Raw genomic sequence first — 15,915 nt, forward strand, 5'->3', positions numbered from 1 at the left:
TGAGGCATTGTGCTGCGGGGCAACAGTGGTAGGCACGCCCATCCCGGCGACTCAGCTCTTTATAGGCAGCAACCGTTTTGGTACCCGATCACTAGGATTTCACTGGCGCCCTCTGGTAGAGGCGCTGCAAATAGAGGCGACCTATTGGGAAGACGGTGCTCGAGACCCTGTCGCTATCTCGAATTACTGGCGAGAAAGGCAACGATACGAGTCAATCTCGGAGCAATTACATCGACTCATCCAAAAATGCTGGGCGAACCCTTTGAACCACCCTACCCCTCAGTTGGTAGGCGCTACAAGGAACATAAACGACTTCGCCACCCCAAGATGACGATATTCCAGACGAGGCGAAGTCGGTTCTGAGAATCAGTTTGCAACTAGGAGAAATGCTCGCAATATGTACACCCCTAAGGCCTAAGACATAAAGTCATGCGGGGGACCGAAGCGTTCCTGAACTTGAAAGACGTTTGGGACAATCTTTTAAACCATTCCCACACCGTGCGTCGAATCTTTTTAATGCATGAGGCTTTTTCATAACTTGACGCCCTTGCTACAGGCGGCACTTTTCCACAAATTTTTTAATGAAGAATGTTGGCCAGTAAGGACACGGAGGCCAGGCTATGCGGATAGACCGGGCGGGGCATGGGGGCCGTCTTAATGGGGGTGGTCAGCACGGTGCGTTCGCACGCGCGACAACTATAGATGTGCTGAATATGTTCAATGACCTGGACTTGCACCGGAATGACCTCCAGCTCGCGCCGGACCTCGGTACTCATGACATGCAGGGGCTGCCCGCACCTGTCACACACGCGCTCGGATTCCGCCAATTCGTGCAGGCATTGTTTGACGGGTAGGCCCGCTAATTGCGCCTCGCGTTGGCCCGGAGTTTTCTTTCGGCGTTCGTAGGTGACCGATGCGGTAGCCGGCGCACGCGTCGGCTGACAGGAATTTGCGGTTCCAATAGTGTAACTGCTTCACTGACAGGCCCTGCGGCGGACACCACGCCGGACCACTCTGCCCACTGGCGCGAAATTCCTGCACCAGCTCCCACCATAGGTCCTGTAAGGCCAACCGCTCGAGGGCTGTCATCGTCCTACCACTCCTTCACGGCGTATTCACCTCAGTATGGATCTGCACGATGCACAGTGGTAGGTGGGGACAGTTTAACACATACCCTTGGTCGCCCATCGCCGGGGGGGAGAAGGCCTTGGCTGCGTGGTGCCGTCTGGTCGAATCGAGTGAAATCCCCGCATTCGTCGCCTTTGCTCAGACCTTGCGCCACGATTGGAATGCCGTGGTGGCAGGCGTCGCAGTCGAATGGAGTCAAGGTCCCGTCGAAGGCTTGAATACCCGAACCAAGCTCCTAAAAGCGCATGATGCATGGCCGGGTCGCATTACCCCTGCTGCGGGCCCGGATCCTACACCGTTAAGGCGGAACCGGGCTTCACCACATTGTCGGCTGGGTATGGCATACCCAGTGTTACGACAGGATCTGACAGGCAAAAGCTACCCCCAGAAGGCCCGGCGCTAGCCCAAGCAGCCTGCACCAAAAGTGCTCAAGAGCCATTTATTGTTGACAGCATTATCGCTCACGCGCGCCTCGCCATGCCCGGGCCCTCGATAGACTCTAAAACGCCCCGATCCCAGTGATCATTTGCGCGGTCGTGACGTTAGTACCGGATGTTCAAGCAGGTATGGGATATAGAAGGCATTCGCTACTTAGCATCACGACGAGAGAGCCCCTACATCGACCTCGTAAAGAATGCTGTGACCCGAAGAAGGGCACCTACGATGGCTCTTAGACAGGCTATAATTTCGACCATGACCCATACCGCCAACACCTCTTTCGAGTGTATACGTGCCAAGATTTGCCCTCACATGTCGTGGTGGCCCTATTGTCCCCACCCATTAAATCACCAGCAAAGCAGCGGATAGGGCAATGAGTCCTGCCCCTAGATATATCCTCCACCCGGTGCGCTCCTTTAGCCACACCGAACCGACAGCTGGCGCCAGTGCAGGAGCAACCTGGCGAAATGCAAGGGCGGTAGCCGCGGGAGCCATTTGAAACGCATAGAGCATGAGTAGATAGGAGACATACGATACGGCTCCGGCCAGCGCCGCCTTGGCCCGTAATCTTCGGGAGAGAGTTCTCTGTCTAAGTGCCCACGGTGAGAGCAATATCGTCTCTCCTGTAAAAACACAAGCCAGATAGACTAGCGGTGAAATTTGCAATACAGCTCGACTATCAATGACGGTATAAGCGGTAATCATCATCCCGACTACGATGGTTGTCCAAATCGCGAAACGCGACACGTTGACGCGGAGATTTAATATGACCAAGCCCCCCACCATGACCACCATTCCCAGAATGACCATCGGCGTGAATTGAATTCCCCAAAAACTCGCAGTGATTAGAAGCGTCAAGAGAATCGCGAGGCCCCGCGCCAACGGATAGGTCCATGATAGGTTGGCATGGCGATAGGACAGTGCAAGTGCCGTAAAATAGGTCGCATGCGCAAACATGCTGGCAATAATTAAGGGATAGACCGATTGAAGAGCATGAATAGTAGTGCCCTCATTCCCCTTGACCAGGCTATATCCCAAGGCACCTATCACGGACGTTACGGCTGCGCCCGCATTGATCCACCAGGTGGTCTCAAGACTCCCATCCTGTCCTTTCAGAAAGACATTCCATCCCAGGTGCAGTACTGATGAGAGGAGCACGAGAAGAACTGCTGGAAGGACTAGCATGGGTCCCCGAATGCCATATCCACCATGGTTTAATCTCCTTCCTGCCGTATAGCCAGGCGTTTTCAATTCTCCGGATAAATCCCGGCCCTTCAACCAGTGCACATGATTGCGCCATCACCTTATGATGACGGAGACCGTCTTTTTTAAGAGTGTTCTCGGCCCGTCACCCTAAAGTTCGCTTCGGCATGCGAAAGCGTGCGGACGTTGATAGAGACGCACTAGGCATGGGCTGTCATCGTTTTCGGAGCCTGCACGGCTACAACCTCTCCTTGAACCACCACAAGCTCATGGGCGTACAGATCACTATGAATAATGACTTTCTTGGCTCCCACCTCCACAATCCGTCCACGCACTGTAAGAGAGGTGTCGATGGGCGTGGGCTTACGAAAGTCTACTTTAAGAGATGCCGTCACAAAGCGCGGCACAGGCGCCGCATCTCCTGGCTCATGGCCCTCATGACGATATTGGGCTAGTGCCGCTGATCCGGTACTATGGCAATCAATTATCGCAGCCAGCAGTCCTCCATAGACAAAGCCCGGTATCGCCATGTGTTCAGGTCTGGGCTCATATACGGTCACCGTCTCTTCACCCTCCCAATAGGTTTCAAAGTGATGGCCATGGGGATTGAGCCGTCCACATCCGTAACACCACCCGTAATCATCGGCATAATAATTTTGAATCGCGGCCTTATTCAATCGTGATCCCTCCATATACCTTGAATCTCTGTTCTATCAGTTTGAGTCTTTCATTCTCCCGTGCCACCGTCAATAGGCGAAGAACAACTACCCCAGCACGCTCATCCAGTTTTTTGTTATGCTAATAGAGATCGGCATCCACGCGTCTATGAAAGGAAGGCCTTTGAATCCATGATCTGGCTGGTCAGCAACTTACTTCAGAAAGTCCGTAAAAACCAAACCTGGCTATACACGAGCATGGCGGGAGTCGGCGCCCTCATTTCTGCGACATTGTTCTCCCTGACACAGCATGTCTCATGGTTTATAGGCCTCTATTGGTCCATCGTGACCGTCACCACGGTGGGATATGGCGATGTGGTCCCTAAGGATACCGCAGGCCGCATTATTGCCATGGCCACCATGCTTGTGGTCATCCCCCTCGTTGGGGCGGTATTTGCCAACTGGGCAGCACAGGCGACATCATTACACATACGGAGGTTATTTGGCATGCACACGCTATCCGAGTCCCGCGGACATCTCGTCATTCTGGGGTACACCCCCGTGATTCCCCATCTGTTACCAGACTTGCTCAAGGCCCATCCTTCCATAATTCTTGTGGCCGACGTCGACCGCAATCAAATCCCCGATCATCCCCAAATGCAGTACATTGCCGGCGATCCCAGCAATCCTCACGTATTAGCTAAGGCGCGACTGGAGCATGCACAACAAATTGTGATCGTGGGGGAGACCGATGGTGATGTGCTCATGACCGCAATTGAAGCCCATCATGTCGTTCCCGACGGGCCTATGCTAGCGATTACCCATGCCTCAAAGGCTATAACCGCATTAAAATCGCTGGGCATTGAAGGCATTGCGACCCAAGACCTCGTCGGTGAACTGATTACCCAAAGTTTGGCCACACCGCACGCCGCCGATTTACTGCAACACATGCTATCGTCACGTCTGGGACAACTCGAAGAAGTCCCCATCCCTGAAGAATGGATTGGACGATTATTGTCAGAAGTTCGATCCCAGCCTACGGAATTGGTTTTAGGTCTCATTCAAAATGGACAATTTACTCTTGGTATTCCCGAGAATCCGGTACTCGAAAAGGGCGCTTTGATTGTTCGTCTCAGAGCCTCGAATAACGCTTAATGTGAAAGCCACCACCCGTAAGGGCAAATATTACGTCCGCTCCTCGCACCCTTAGTGCGGATCGGCACATTTTTGATATGCCACGAGTACCCTAGCGTCAAAGCCCTCAAATATTCCTCATCGTCAGCCATTGTCTTCTGACGATACTTTCCAAAAATGATTCCCTATCCCAGTTGACGTTCAAGCGTAACAGTGTTATGTTCTATGAGGAGATGACGATATATGGCAGATGAATGGATTAGCAAAAAGGAACTTCTCAGCGAAGCCCACATTTCTTATGGCCAGTTATATCGTTGGAAGCGCAAGGGCCTCATTCCCGAAACCTGGTTTATCCGCCGTTCAACCTTTACTGGACAAGAAACGTTCTTCCCACGGAGCGCCATTCTGGACCGCATCCGATGGATTCAAAGCATGAAACCCGAGATCCCGTTGGATGATTTAGCGCAACGCATTCAAGAACCCTCGTCATCGGGTCCTCTCTGGCCACTTGATGTGCTATGGGAGCAAGGCAAATTTTCATCGCGCCCGCCCATAAACATCGATCTCAGTACTTCGATGAGTGAATATGATTTCGTCTTCCTAATCATAGTGTATGAGTTGCAGCGTCGAGGATTCCCTAGCGAAAGTCATATGGATGCCCTGGCATTCGTCAAACAAATCTCCGTTCAATGGCTCGAAGAGCCTCAAGCCACACTCTTTGCAATAGGTCTTGCGGCTCAGTGGTACTTTCTTGTATCCGTATCTCCGCAAGCTCTCTGGTTCGGGTCGCAATCGACACCGCTTTCCGTTTCTATTGCCGAATGCCGTTCAAGAGCCAGAGACATTTTTCAGCGCACTGCAAATATTCTCTAGTCAACCACCAATAATAGGTTTGAGAGGAGCATATATGATGACCGACTCCGGATTAAAATCACTCAAGCTCTCCGGAAGTGCCCGTACCTCTGGGGGACAGTATGACACGGTCCACGGATCTGGATCGATACGCATCGATGGCGACGTCACCTGCGATGACTTCCACATGAGCGGATCGTCCCGGATTGAAGGAAATCTCATCACAAAAACTCTCCATGTATCTGGCAGTTCTCATTGCAAAGGGTCCATTCGTGCCGATGAAGGCCACTTTAGTGGTTCCACTCACATTGACGGAAACCTAAAACCATCACGAGACCTTAAGGCATCAGGCTCCTTGCGGGTCACCGGCGACATCATAGGAGAGTCTTTCCACGGCAGCGGATCGTTGCATGTCAGTCATGAAATCTCGCTTGAAAAATTCCGATGGGCAGGGCTCGTAGAGTGTCCGGGTTTAGTATCGGCTGATATGGTCCAACTTCAGCTAGCTGGTTCATCCGCCATCGGGGAAATCGCCGGGAGTCACATTACTATCAATAGTGGCGCGGGAATGTCTTGGTCTTGGCCAGTAAACCTCTTTTCGTCTTCAAAAGCCAAACTGGTGGTAGGAGAAGTATCGGGCGACATCGTCGAGATCGGCTATACCGAAGCTCACTTGGTGCGCGGGGATCGCGTCATTGTGGGCCCCCATTGCCATGTCGAACGCATCGAATATCGCGATACGCTCGACATAGACAGCACTAGCTGGGTGGGCGAGAAAACCCAAGTGAACCATGAATGAAGCGTCTACGGTAAAATATTGCCGGCTGCTCGAAAAATTTCATACCACTCGTCACGGCTGAGGGCAATATCACTGGCCGCACAAGAATCCTTCAATCGGCCCACATTCATCGTCCCAATCACCGGTTGCATGTTAGCAGGATGGCGAAGCAGCCAGGCCACAGCAATGGTTGTGTTGCTGACATTATGTTGTGCAGCGATCTTGTCAATTACGGCGTTGAGTTCAGGAAACTTGGGGTTATCCAAAAATACCCCTTCAAAAAATCCATATTGAAAGGGTGACCACGGCTGAATAGTGATGTCGTGCAGGCGACAGTAATCCAAGATACTGCCATCGCGGTCAATGGCGCTTGGGGTTTCCATATTCACATTGACGCCTGCTGAAATCATATTGGTGTTGGTGATGCTTAATTGCAGTTGATTGGTCACCAGGGGTTGTTTGACGTATCTCTTTAAGAGTTCAATCTGCATCGGATTTTGGTTTGAGACGCCAAAGTGATGCACTTTCCCCGACTCATGGAGAATATTAAATGCCTCGGCCACCTCTTCGGGTTCTACCAGGGCATCAGGACGATGCAACAATAACACATCTAAATAGTCGGTGCGTAGTCGCTTGAGGCTTCCGTCAACAGCTTCGAGAATATGTTCCTTAGAAAAGTCAAACATTCCTTCGCGTATCCCACATTTAGACTGGAGGATCACGCGATCGCGCACGGCCGAACTCATGTGGATTGCCTCGGCAAAGATCTCTTCACACTCACCATTCCCATACACGTCGGCATGATCGAAAAAGTTTGCCCCTTCGTCAAGGGCAGTCGAGAGAAACGTTTCCGCGTCTTTTAACGATAATGACTTAATGCGCATACACCCTACCGCCACGACTGGCACTTCGAGTGTACTGGTACCCAACTTCATTGTTCGCACAGATCCCCATCCCTTTCCATAGTAGCTTCCAAGGTCACAATACCTCTCTATTTTACCGCGAAAATCCCCCCGATTGCTGTAGAGACCTACGCACCCAATTTCTTGACGGGCGGTTAATACGCAATCGGCGCACAAGCAAAACACTGAGTGGCAAATAACGATGCCGCGTGGTAGCTTTAGAACTGGTCTCTGTGTTATTCGACCGAAAAATATGCTCACACCTCACCGTAACCTCGCGTCGGCCCAAATCCGGGAGAAGGGAAGTGCCCTTGACCCAATCGCACCATGGCGTGTGATCTAGTATGGTATGCACGCACCGAGCTGACTCTCTCCCTGTGGTTAGACTCCTTCGATCCGCGCCGCAAGTAGCACTCGAGGGGGTGCGACTTCTGGATCCCTAAAAGTCGATATGAGTGCCACCCGAGTGGACTGAGTCGCCATCAAATCGCCACTCTCCCACTCGGGAAGATCAAGAGATGACCTTTGAGCGACGTCAGTATGCCCATCCGATCCGAATCACCGGACACCCCTCCGTCCATTCCGCCACTCCACATGACTTTCTTACGCCATTAGTCATGATTTTTCAAAAAGCGCACAGCTATGCTAAACTAACTCCACCTATGACCTTTGTATCGAACATCTGATTCACCTAGGGGGGAGACAATGAACCTCGATGGCGTTCCTCCGCAGACACTTGAACACCTATTGGCCCTAACGCAGAGACTAACGATGCGTCGCGATTTGGAAGAGCTCTTACACGACTTGCTTGACGGAAGCTTAGCGCTTATCGAGGGGTCCGACTTTGTCTGCGTATTCCTCTATCAACCCGAGCACAATGCCCTAGTTCCCGTCGGAGGTTTAGGATTCGATATGAGGTATCTCAAAGATGTCTGGATTAAGCCCGGAGAATCGATGACAGGTAAGGCATACCTCACCCGTTCACCCTTACTCCTACCCAACGCGCATGCGATTCGCAAAGCGCAAGACAATCTCTCCCCACAGCATGACGCGCAAGTGCGATTGGCCGTGGGCCGACCGGACAATCCGGTTAGAAGTTCAATGGCCATTCCACTCATAGCTGAGCAACGCACCCTTGGAGTCATGGTCATTGATAACTATGATACCGATCGGGACTTTACCCAAGTTGACTTGGCCGTCGCGTCATCATTAGCTGATCATGCGGCACTCGCCGTCATCAATGCTGATGACTATCGCCAGGTTCGCACGCTCTCTGATGAATTGCAACGCACCTTGCGCCTGCAGAAGCGTCTCGTAGCGAGCATGATGTCACCTCATTCCAGTATGACCACCTTATTGAAAACATTATGGGCCATGCTTGAACGCCCGTTATGTGTCTTGGATGAGAATCATCAAGTTCTCGCTCACTATGGTGGCGATCTCGGGCCAGCGCACCACATACCGATTCAAATCGGTAATCATCAGTTAGGCGAATTAGTCATCGGCATGGAGGATGGCAGCCCTTTGGAGCATCCTGCGATTGAACAGGCTATTCCCCTCATCGCATTGGAATTTATGAAACAAGAAGCTCGGGAACAAGAACGGCTGTCCAGTGCATCCCATGCTTTCCAACACATTTGGAATGGTGAACCGGAAGGTCTCGAACAAGTCATCCGAAAGTATCAGCTCGACGAAGTGTCGTGGCAATTTGTCCTCATCCCGCACCCTTCTCACACCACTATTGAAGATTTGGTGGCCTTTTCCCGAGCGCACGACATTCCCATTATGAATAGCGGACGGCAGAGCATCCTTCTTTTACAGGGAAACCATCTCGACGACCTCCATGATCCCTTGCTGCGCATCGCTGGATTCCCGATCTTTTGGAGCGAAAGAAACGACTCGTCAAGAAAATTGACCCCCCAGTTGCGCGCTCTAGTCATGTTGGCCCAAGGATCCGCTTACTATTTTTCGAGATCTGAACTTAAAAGCCGGGAAATTTCTCTGCAAGACTATCCAGAAATGTCGTTAATCGAATCCCTGCGCCAAGATGTCCGCGGATCCTATGCCGATCAGGTACTCGGCATTTTAAAGGAAGATAAGTCCCTATTCGACTCTGTCGTCGCCTACCTTACCTCAAATCGCTCAGTCAATGAAGCAGCGGCACTCTTGCATACCCATCCCAATACTCTCCGCTATCGTCTAGAGAAGGCAAGCCACAGTCTCGGTCGTCCTCTATCAGATGATCGCACCATTCTCGCCCTTCGATGGGCGCTCTTATCCTCGGTTAACCTTTCTTTGTAACAATCGCTAATCAATGCCAAGAAAATTTAGAATAAATTCCATAGCATGCCTCACGTTCACGCGCCATACTGTGACGTACTAGAGGGGACGCCAGTATTCCTGTCTAGTACTTTCATAAATTGCTACCCTCGCTAGAATCAGCAATTCTCGGGTTAAAGCTAGTTAATCGCTGAAGGAGGCGATGACGGTGTCATTGGTTGAGGACGCACACACCCTATTCCCAAAGCTCACGGAATGGCGTCGCCATTTGCATCAATATCCTGAATTGAGTTTTAAGGAATTTGAAACTCAACAATATATCATGGACCAGTTGCGAATCCTGCAACTAACGCCTCGAGCATCGGGGGAAACCGGCGTGGTAGTCGATATCGGCGATGGTCCCCGCAGCGTGGCGATTCGCGCAGACATAGACGCCTTGCCACTGCAGGAGGAGTCGGACCACCCCTATCGGTCACGGCGCGACGGCATGATGCACGCCTGTGGCCATGACGGACACACCGCCATCTTACTCGGTGTTGCGACGCTCTTGAGTCGACAAAAAAATACGCTCCCCGGCACCGTGCGACTTCTGTTTCAACCGGCGGAGGAACTGATGCCGGGCGGCGCGCGTCTTTTGATCCGCGATGGCGTGCTGGACAACATTGATCGCGTCCTAGGCCTGCATTTATCTTCGGATCTGCCGACCGGGCAAGTCGGCACCATCATCGGCCCCGCAACCGCCAACGCCGACCACTTCACTATCAATATCGAGGGCCGCGGGGGGCATGGATCCCAGCCCGAAAAGGCGATTGATGCCATTCCGGTCGCGGCTGAACTAGTGACGGCCATACAAAGTATCGTCAGCCGCAATGTCAGCCCTCGACACGCGGCGGTGGTCACGATTGGGACGCTTCATAGCGGTAGCAATTTCAACATTATTGCGCCTCGGGCCGTGCTGACCGGTACCGTGCGCACCTTCGATTTGGAGGAACGCCAAAAAATTCGCGAGCGCCTGAACACCTTGGTGACGCACGTGACGGCGGCGCACGACGCTCAGGGGACGCTGACATACCGTGAAGGATATCCCAGTGTCATCAATACTCGCTTTGAGACCGAAATCGCTGAACGCGTCATCAGTCGCATTATGGGGCCGACCTCTCTGGTTCATCCCGAGCCTCTCATGGCAGGAGAAGACTTCTCCTATTACTTGGAAGAACGGTCTGGCACCTTTTTGAACTTGGGCTGCCGCAGTACCAAAGAAGGGGCCATCTATCCCCATCATCACCCCAAGTTCACACTGGACGAGATGAGCCTTCCGGTTGGTGTATCAATTTTAATGGCGACAGCACTGGAATTTCTCAGCATTAATCCAACGGCTCGCAACTAACCTCGCGTCTTTATGCGCGAGACTCATATCTTGAGGAGGGTACGGCATGATTCCATCGACCATTGAAGATTTGTTGCCAGAACTCATCTCTTGGCGGCGACATCTTCATCAACATCCCGAACTGGGATACGAAGAGACGAAGACTCAGGCGTTCATCATGGATACCTTGCGCTCGATGGGCCTTTCTCCCTATACCGCGGGTGACACGGGAGTCGTTGTGGATGTTGGCACGAAGGGCCCCCGCATCTTGGCTCGTGCCGACATTGACGCGCTTCCCATCGATGAGGAGGCCGACGTCGAATACCGTTCAGTTAATCCCGGTGCCATGCACGCCTGTGGCCACGATGGCCACACCGCGATGATGCTAGGAGTAGCCAAAATATTACCGGATCTACTGAAAGACATCCCGGTAAAAGCGCGTCTCATCTTTCAACCCGCCGAAGAGAAACATCCCGGTGGTGCCTATAAAATGATTCGCGACGGTGTCCTCGAAGGGGTCACTCGGGTCACCGGTCTACACCTTCAATCCGAGATGCCGTCCGGGACCGTTGGCGCCCGCAGGGGCATTCAATCGGCCAACTCTGACCGATTCTCCATCGAAATTCACGGCCATGGTGGTCATGGCTCAGCACCTCACCATACCATCGATCCTATACCTGTCATGGGCCAGTTAATCAGCGCACTCCAAACAGTGGTATCACGGCGTGTGGACCCTACAGTGCCTGCCGTATTAACCATTAGTGCCATTCGTTCCGGCTCCGCCTTTAACGCGATCCCCTCATCGGCAGAGATGAAAGGAACGGTTCGCACGTTTGACGAGGACACCCGCTCTGTCATCGAAAACACCATGGGTCAGATGGTGTCATCCATCGCAGAGGCATCGGGAGCTAAGGCTAGTCTCAATTACATGCGCGGCTATCCAAGCGTCATTAACACCGATCGGGAATGGCACATCTTCCGATCTCTGATAGAAGAGAAAGCCCCTGGTGCGTGGCTCGACATTGGTGAGCGTATGGGCGGCGAAGACTTTGCCTATTACCTTCACGAACGCCCCGGCGTGTTTTGGAATCTCGGAGCCATGCCTCATCCTCACCCGTTTCCGCACCATCATGGGCAATTCAGCTTCGATGAATCCGTCATGCCCCTGGGCGTGTGGATCATGGCACAAACCATCATCGCTTTTGGCACTACATCGGAATAATCCTACGTCATCAAGGAGGTGTACCGCATGTCACAAAGCCCGAAAAACACTGGGATAGAAACCGTTCGCTCGGTGTCACGAGAAAGCACACGACGCTTCATCTTCATTTTAATCATCGCCTCCATTCCCGCTTTTCTGGAAGGATTTGACAACAACCTCTTTACCTTTGGCGCTCCCTATATTGTGCATAACGTACACGGAACGGCCGCCCTGTTAGGCTCCGTAGCTACGGGCTATGCCTTAGGAATTGCCATCTTTAGTATGCTCGGTGGATATCTTTTTGATAAAATGCCCGTGAAGTATACCGTCATGGCTTCTATAGTGTTGTTTGCCGGATTCACCGTGCTCACCGGATATGTCACCACCCCCGCCGGACTCTTCGTAGCGCGACTTGGGGTGGGGCTCGGCATTGGAGTGTTTCAACCTGCTGGGGCAGCTCTTCTAGGAGATATTTTCTTTGAGACGCGCGGGCGCGCCATTTCGATCTTTTCGGTATTGTTCGGACTCGGACTTTTTGTGGGACCCTATCTCATTAACCCGTTTTTACCACATTATCGAACACCATTCATTCTATCGGGTTTTGCCGCGATTATCTCCCTCATCTTGTTCTATCTTTTTATCCCGAAGACGTACAAGGTACTGGAACGCCAGCATCTACAGCTAAAGGGCATGTTTAACCGCAATGTCTTGATTCTCTCGGTCGGCATCTTTCTCTTTGGCATCACCTTATTTGGATTTCTTGGCTACTATTCGGACTACCTTCTCACGATCCTCCACTTACCCTCAGGAACCGCAGCAGGCATTTACTCCATGGGTGGCCTCGGCGGGCTCATCTGTGCCTTCCCGATTGGCTATTTAGGCGACAAGATCGGGCGAAAGCGGGGCGTGAGTTTTGCGTCGCTCTTGATCGTGATTGGGAGTTTCGGCATGTTTTTGGTCGACAAGAGCATTTTGCCCTTGTTCATACTGACCTTCCTATTTGGAGCCGGATGGGGAATCTTCGTCGGACTCTCGGTAGGCCTTGCCCAAGACTCCACCGACGACTCCATTGCGGGTAGTGTGACAGGATGGATCTATCTAGTGTTTAATGTCGGCGCTCTATTTGGCGGTCCGATATTTGCACTGCTCATCCCCGCCGGATTCGAAACGGCCGGGCTCATCACTTTAGGTCTGACCAGTATTCTGACATTTCTCTTAACACTCACAACCCGTCCTGTTTTGCGCAGCAACATCGTCACGGATTAACCCTATTCTGTGTTTCGGAGGTGGTAGTGTTGCCAGATACCCTTTTATACAATGTTCAGGTCGTAGACATCGATCAACGTGCAATCATTCCAGGATCGGTCGTAATTGCAGAAAACGGTCTTATTACCGATATATCGTCCACTTCCCGTCCGCCCAACGAAAGCTCCATGACATTGCTCGATGGGAAAAATCTTTGGCTTATGCCGGGGATGATCGACGCCCATGTACATCTACGCTCAGGAGCGGTGGGTGATCGCGCCCAAGATAGTCACCTGACAGCTGCCGATTTCATGGCTCGCGCCCTGATGAATGCCCGCATTACTTTAGAGCATGGGGTAACCAGTGTTCGCGATGCCGGGTCCTCTTTCGGCGTGGGAGTAGCGACCCGAAACGCGATCGACCGGTCATGGCATCCCGGTCCCCATGTAAGAGCAGCGGGAGAGCCCTTTAGCATCACAGGAGGACACGGCGATCCACAAAATGGCTGGCCCTCGCACATTCAATGGTTGAGTGGCACCATTGTAGACTCCCCTCATGATGCCCGTCGCGTTGCTCGCCAGCAAATTCGCCAACGCGTTAACTGGCTTAAATTCATGGCGTCAGGTGGGGTGTCCTCGGTAGGTGATAAAAGCACCGAAATCGGACTTCGAGAAGAAGATATGCGTAGTGCCGTGGAAGAAGCCCGCAATGCCGGAATCCGCACGATGGCGCACGCTCAAGCGGAGGAGGGAATTCATAATGCGATTCGTGCCGGCGTGGATAGCATTGAACACGGCTTCTATCTCTCTCCCTGGGCGATTGAGCAAATGGCAGAGCAACAGATTGCTCTCGTTCCCACATTGAGTGCGATGATTCAAATTCTAGCTCACAAAGACCAGGTTCTCGCATCTACCGTTGAAAAGGCTCAAGTGGCACGCGACGCTCACTTTGACAGTGTCGCACGGGCGCGCCAAGGGGGCGTAACCATTGTCATGGGGACGGATGCCGGTACGCCCTTCAATTTCCACGGAGAAAATGCCCAAGAGATTGGGTACTTATATGATGCCGGCCTCAGCGTATGGGAAGCGTTAGAAGCCACCACCATCCATGCGGCCCAGTTACTGGATATCCCGACGGGGAGAATTCGTCCCCAGCACTGGGCCGATTTATTGTTACTGCACTCAAATCCCATCGAAAACCTCCGGGTACTCACCCACCCAGAGGAGATCGCTGCCATTCTATGGCAAGGCACTCCGGTGCGTTGGGATCTCTAGTGGCTCCATCTACATGGCATCGGCCTTCCCCTCTGGGAGGGCCGATGCTGCTATCTCGACCTACCTCTTTTGCTGAGTGTCATTGTTGCGCGACTAAGTCGCCTGTCTCCCCATCTTCAGTGTCCCCATACCCCACGTCCACCGAACCGACCTCACCATGAATCGCCAGATCCCCCACCACAAGCCGCGGTTCTTGATCTCGCAGCGGTACCAAGAGTGAAATTGCCTTTAAAATCCCCAATGTCATCAATCCATCGTAGACCGTGATCACTCCCAATGCTAAGAGTTGTATGAAAAACTGTCGCGGATTTCCGTAAAAGAGGCCGGTCACGCTCGAGCCCGGGCCTCGTACCCCAATATATTCGAGCATATGAGGATCCGCGAAAAGACCGGTCAAGAGCCCTCCAAGCGCCCCCGCAACGAAGTGCGTATGAAACACCCCCAGGGTATCGTCCACTCGTCCGAACCAACCAATGCGGGGTAGCCAGCGCATCGTCATCCAGGGGATGACACTAGCCACTACACCTATGACTAAGGCGCCATAACCATTCACGTACCCTGCCGCAGGTGTAATGGCGACCAAACCACACACCATCCCGTTAATCGCACCCACCAATGACGGTTTTCCCGTTACCCAATAGTCCAACACCAGCCAACTCAAGAGCGCCATGGCGGTCGCCACGTTGGTGTTGAGCACCGCACTCGCAGCATCCACATTGGCGAAATAGGGGTCTCCGCCATTAAACCCGTTCCACCCAAGCCACAAAATGCCGGCGCCGGCCATGGCCAACAGCAAATTGTTGGGATTGAAATTGCGGCGATCTTTGGAAAGACGGGGCCCGACCACCGCCGCCGCCACGAATCCTGAAATCCCTGCCGCCACATGAATGACATAGCCTCCGGAAAAATCTACCGCCCCTAACTGTGAGAGAATTCCTCCCCCCCACAACATAAATGCGTTCACACTGTATACCAAGGTGGACCAAACAGGCACAAAGATCATCCAGGCTTTGAAGTTCATCCGCCCCAGCACCGCGCCCGCCAAAATGGCTGGGGTAATGGCAGCAAATACAAATTGAAAATAGACCAGGGATGATTCGGGAAAGTGGAGTGACGGCATCAATCCCTTCAACAACGGAATGGATGCCATCCGCTGCAAATCTCTTTGGTTAAGAATGGATCGTGGGAGTCCCACGATGTTTGACAAGATGCCCCCACCCAGGTGCCAAGGGGCCCCGAATCCCATGCTGAACCCAAACAATACCCAACTGACGAGAACGATTGCAAATGCATAGAGTACCATCATGACCGAATTGATGGCCCACTTCTTCTTCACAAGCCCTCCATACAAAATGGCCAGGCCCGGAACCGACTGCAATCCAACGAAGGTAGCTGCCGTCAGTTGCCAGGCGTTGTCCCCTGCATTGAGGTAATGGGGGGAAGGTACAAGCATGAGAA

The 15,915-nt window shown here is 52.6% G+C and carries 15 protein-coding genes; 9 read left to right on the forward strand and 6 right to left on the reverse strand.

The window, feature by feature from the left end:
* Positions 1-578: 578 nt before the first annotated feature.
* Both ACOJWD_RS04765 and tnpA read right to left on the reverse strand, forming a co-directional pair.
* Positions 579-737: a hypothetical protein gene (locus ACOJWD_RS04765; protein WP_486992092.1), complete on the reverse strand. Its 159-nt coding sequence runs from the start codon at positions 735-737 to the stop codon at positions 579-581.
* Positions 738-801: 64 nt separating this feature from the next.
* Complete coding sequence (gene tnpA / locus ACOJWD_RS04770) at positions 802-1,089, reverse strand: IS66 family insertion sequence element accessory protein TnpA (protein WP_486992078.1); 288 nt, start codon at positions 1,087-1,089, stop codon at positions 802-804.
* Positions 1,090-1,138: 49 nt separating this feature from the next.
* Here tnpA and ACOJWD_RS04775 point away from each other — a divergent pair, with 49 nt between their 5' ends.
* Positions 1,139-1,531 carry a transposase gene (locus tag ACOJWD_RS04775; RefSeq protein ID WP_486992079.1) on the forward strand — a complete coding sequence of 131 codons (393 nt, stop codon included), beginning with the start codon at positions 1,139-1,141 and terminating at the stop codon, positions 1,529-1,531.
* Positions 1,532-1,908: 377 nt separating this feature from the next.
* Here the strand turns inward: ACOJWD_RS04775 and ACOJWD_RS04780 are convergent, their stop codons facing one another.
* Together ACOJWD_RS04780 and ACOJWD_RS04785 are read right to left on the reverse strand one after the other, a co-directional pair.
* Positions 1,909-2,853, reverse strand: coding sequence for an EamA family transporter (locus ACOJWD_RS04780; RefSeq protein ID WP_486992080.1), 945 nt, complete (start codon positions 2,851-2,853; stop codon positions 1,909-1,911).
* A 116-nt stretch (positions 2,854-2,969) separates the two neighbouring features.
* On the reverse strand, positions 2,970-3,446 hold the full coding sequence (locus ACOJWD_RS04785; RefSeq protein WP_486992081.1) for a PaaI family thioesterase: 477 nt from the start codon (positions 3,444-3,446) through the stop codon (positions 2,970-2,972).
* A gap of 171 nt (positions 3,447-3,617) precedes the next feature.
* Here ACOJWD_RS04785 and ACOJWD_RS04790 point away from each other — a divergent pair, with 171 nt between their 5' ends.
* From ACOJWD_RS04790 to ACOJWD_RS04800, 3 genes are all read left to right on the forward strand, one after another.
* Positions 3,618-4,580 carry an ion channel gene (locus tag ACOJWD_RS04790; protein ID WP_486992082.1) on the forward strand — a complete coding sequence of 321 codons (963 nt, stop codon included), beginning with the start codon at positions 3,618-3,620 and terminating at the stop codon, positions 4,578-4,580.
* Positions 4,581-4,802: 222 nt separating this feature from the next.
* Positions 4,803-5,432, forward strand: a complete 630-nt coding sequence (locus tag ACOJWD_RS04795; RefSeq protein ID WP_486992083.1) for a DUF4004 family protein — start codon at positions 4,803-4,805, stop codon at positions 5,430-5,432.
* A 34-nt stretch (positions 5,433-5,466) separates the two neighbouring features.
* The gene (locus ACOJWD_RS04800; RefSeq protein WP_486992084.1) at positions 5,467-6,210 is read left to right on the forward strand and encodes a bactofilin family protein; all 744 of its coding nucleotides are present in this window, start codon (positions 5,467-5,469) and stop codon (positions 6,208-6,210) included.
* Positions 6,211-6,215: 5 nt separating this feature from the next.
* Here the strand turns inward: ACOJWD_RS04800 and ACOJWD_RS04805 are convergent, their stop codons facing one another.
* Positions 6,216-7,124 (reverse strand): aldo/keto reductase, encoded by a 909-nt coding sequence (locus ACOJWD_RS04805; protein WP_486992091.1) that lies wholly within the window; start codon positions 7,122-7,124, stop codon positions 6,216-6,218.
* Positions 7,125-7,796: 672 nt separating this feature from the next.
* Between ACOJWD_RS04805 and ACOJWD_RS04810 the strand changes: the two genes are divergently transcribed.
* The 5 genes from ACOJWD_RS04810 to ACOJWD_RS04830 all read left to right on the forward strand — a co-directional run bounded on the left by ACOJWD_RS04810 (position 7,797) and on the right by ACOJWD_RS04830 (position 14,457).
* Positions 7,797-9,392 carry a helix-turn-helix domain-containing protein gene (locus ACOJWD_RS04810; RefSeq protein WP_486992085.1) on the forward strand — a complete coding sequence of 532 codons (1,596 nt, stop codon included), beginning with the start codon at positions 7,797-7,799 and terminating at the stop codon, positions 9,390-9,392.
* A 187-nt stretch (positions 9,393-9,579) separates the two neighbouring features.
* Positions 9,580-10,758 (forward strand): M20 metallopeptidase family protein, encoded by a 1,179-nt coding sequence (locus tag ACOJWD_RS04815; RefSeq protein WP_486992086.1) that lies wholly within the window; start codon positions 9,580-9,582, stop codon positions 10,756-10,758.
* A 46-nt stretch (positions 10,759-10,804) separates the two neighbouring features.
* Complete coding sequence (locus ACOJWD_RS04820; protein WP_486992087.1) at positions 10,805-11,959, forward strand: M20 metallopeptidase family protein; 1,155 nt, start codon at positions 10,805-10,807, stop codon at positions 11,957-11,959.
* A 27-nt stretch (positions 11,960-11,986) separates the two neighbouring features.
* Positions 11,987-13,204 carry an MFS transporter gene (locus tag ACOJWD_RS04825; protein WP_486992088.1) on the forward strand — a complete coding sequence of 406 codons (1,218 nt, stop codon included), beginning with the start codon at positions 11,987-11,989 and terminating at the stop codon, positions 13,202-13,204.
* Between the two features lie 29 nt (positions 13,205-13,233).
* Positions 13,234-14,457 (forward strand): metal-dependent hydrolase family protein, encoded by a 1,224-nt coding sequence (locus ACOJWD_RS04830; protein ID WP_486992089.1) that lies wholly within the window; start codon positions 13,234-13,236, stop codon positions 14,455-14,457.
* Positions 14,458-14,536: 79 nt separating this feature from the next.
* Here the strand turns inward: ACOJWD_RS04830 and ACOJWD_RS04835 are convergent.
* Positions 14,537-15,915 (reverse strand): ammonium transporter (locus tag ACOJWD_RS04835; protein WP_486992090.1); only part of this gene is annotated, 1,379 nt, incomplete at its 5' end.

The organism is Sulfobacillus sp. TH-112 (assembly GCF_057473405.1).

Excerpts from the sequence above, each read along its gene's own strand:
- tnpA (WP_486992078.1), bottom strand. The coding sequence starts at position 1,089 with ATGACAGCCCTCGAGCGGTTGGCCTTACAGGACCTATGGTGGGAGCTG.
- ACOJWD_RS04800 (WP_486992084.1), top strand. The coding sequence starts at position 5,467 with ATGATGACCGACTCCGGATTAAAATCACTCAAGCTCTCCGGAAGTGCC.
- ACOJWD_RS04790 (WP_486992082.1), top strand. The coding sequence starts at position 3,618 with ATGATCTGGCTGGTCAGCAACTTACTTCAGAAAGTCCGTAAAAACCAA.
- ACOJWD_RS04795 (WP_486992083.1), top strand. The coding sequence starts at position 4,803 with ATGGCAGATGAATGGATTAGCAAAAAGGAACTTCTCAGCGAAGCCCAC.
- ACOJWD_RS04820 (WP_486992087.1), top strand. The coding sequence starts at position 10,805 with ATGATTCCATCGACCATTGAAGATTTGTTGCCAGAACTCATCTCTTGG.
- ACOJWD_RS04775 (WP_486992079.1), top strand. The coding sequence starts at position 1,139 with ATGCACAGTGGTAGGTGGGGACAGTTTAACACATACCCTTGGTCGCCC.
- ACOJWD_RS04825 (WP_486992088.1), top strand. The coding sequence starts at position 11,987 with ATGTCACAAAGCCCGAAAAACACTGGGATAGAAACCGTTCGCTCGGTG.
- ACOJWD_RS04810 (WP_486992085.1), top strand. The coding sequence starts at position 7,797 with ATGAACCTCGATGGCGTTCCTCCGCAGACACTTGAACACCTATTGGCC.
- ACOJWD_RS04805 (WP_486992091.1), bottom strand. The coding sequence starts at position 7,124 with ATGAAGTTGGGTACCAGTACACTCGAAGTGCCAGTCGTGGCGGTAGGG.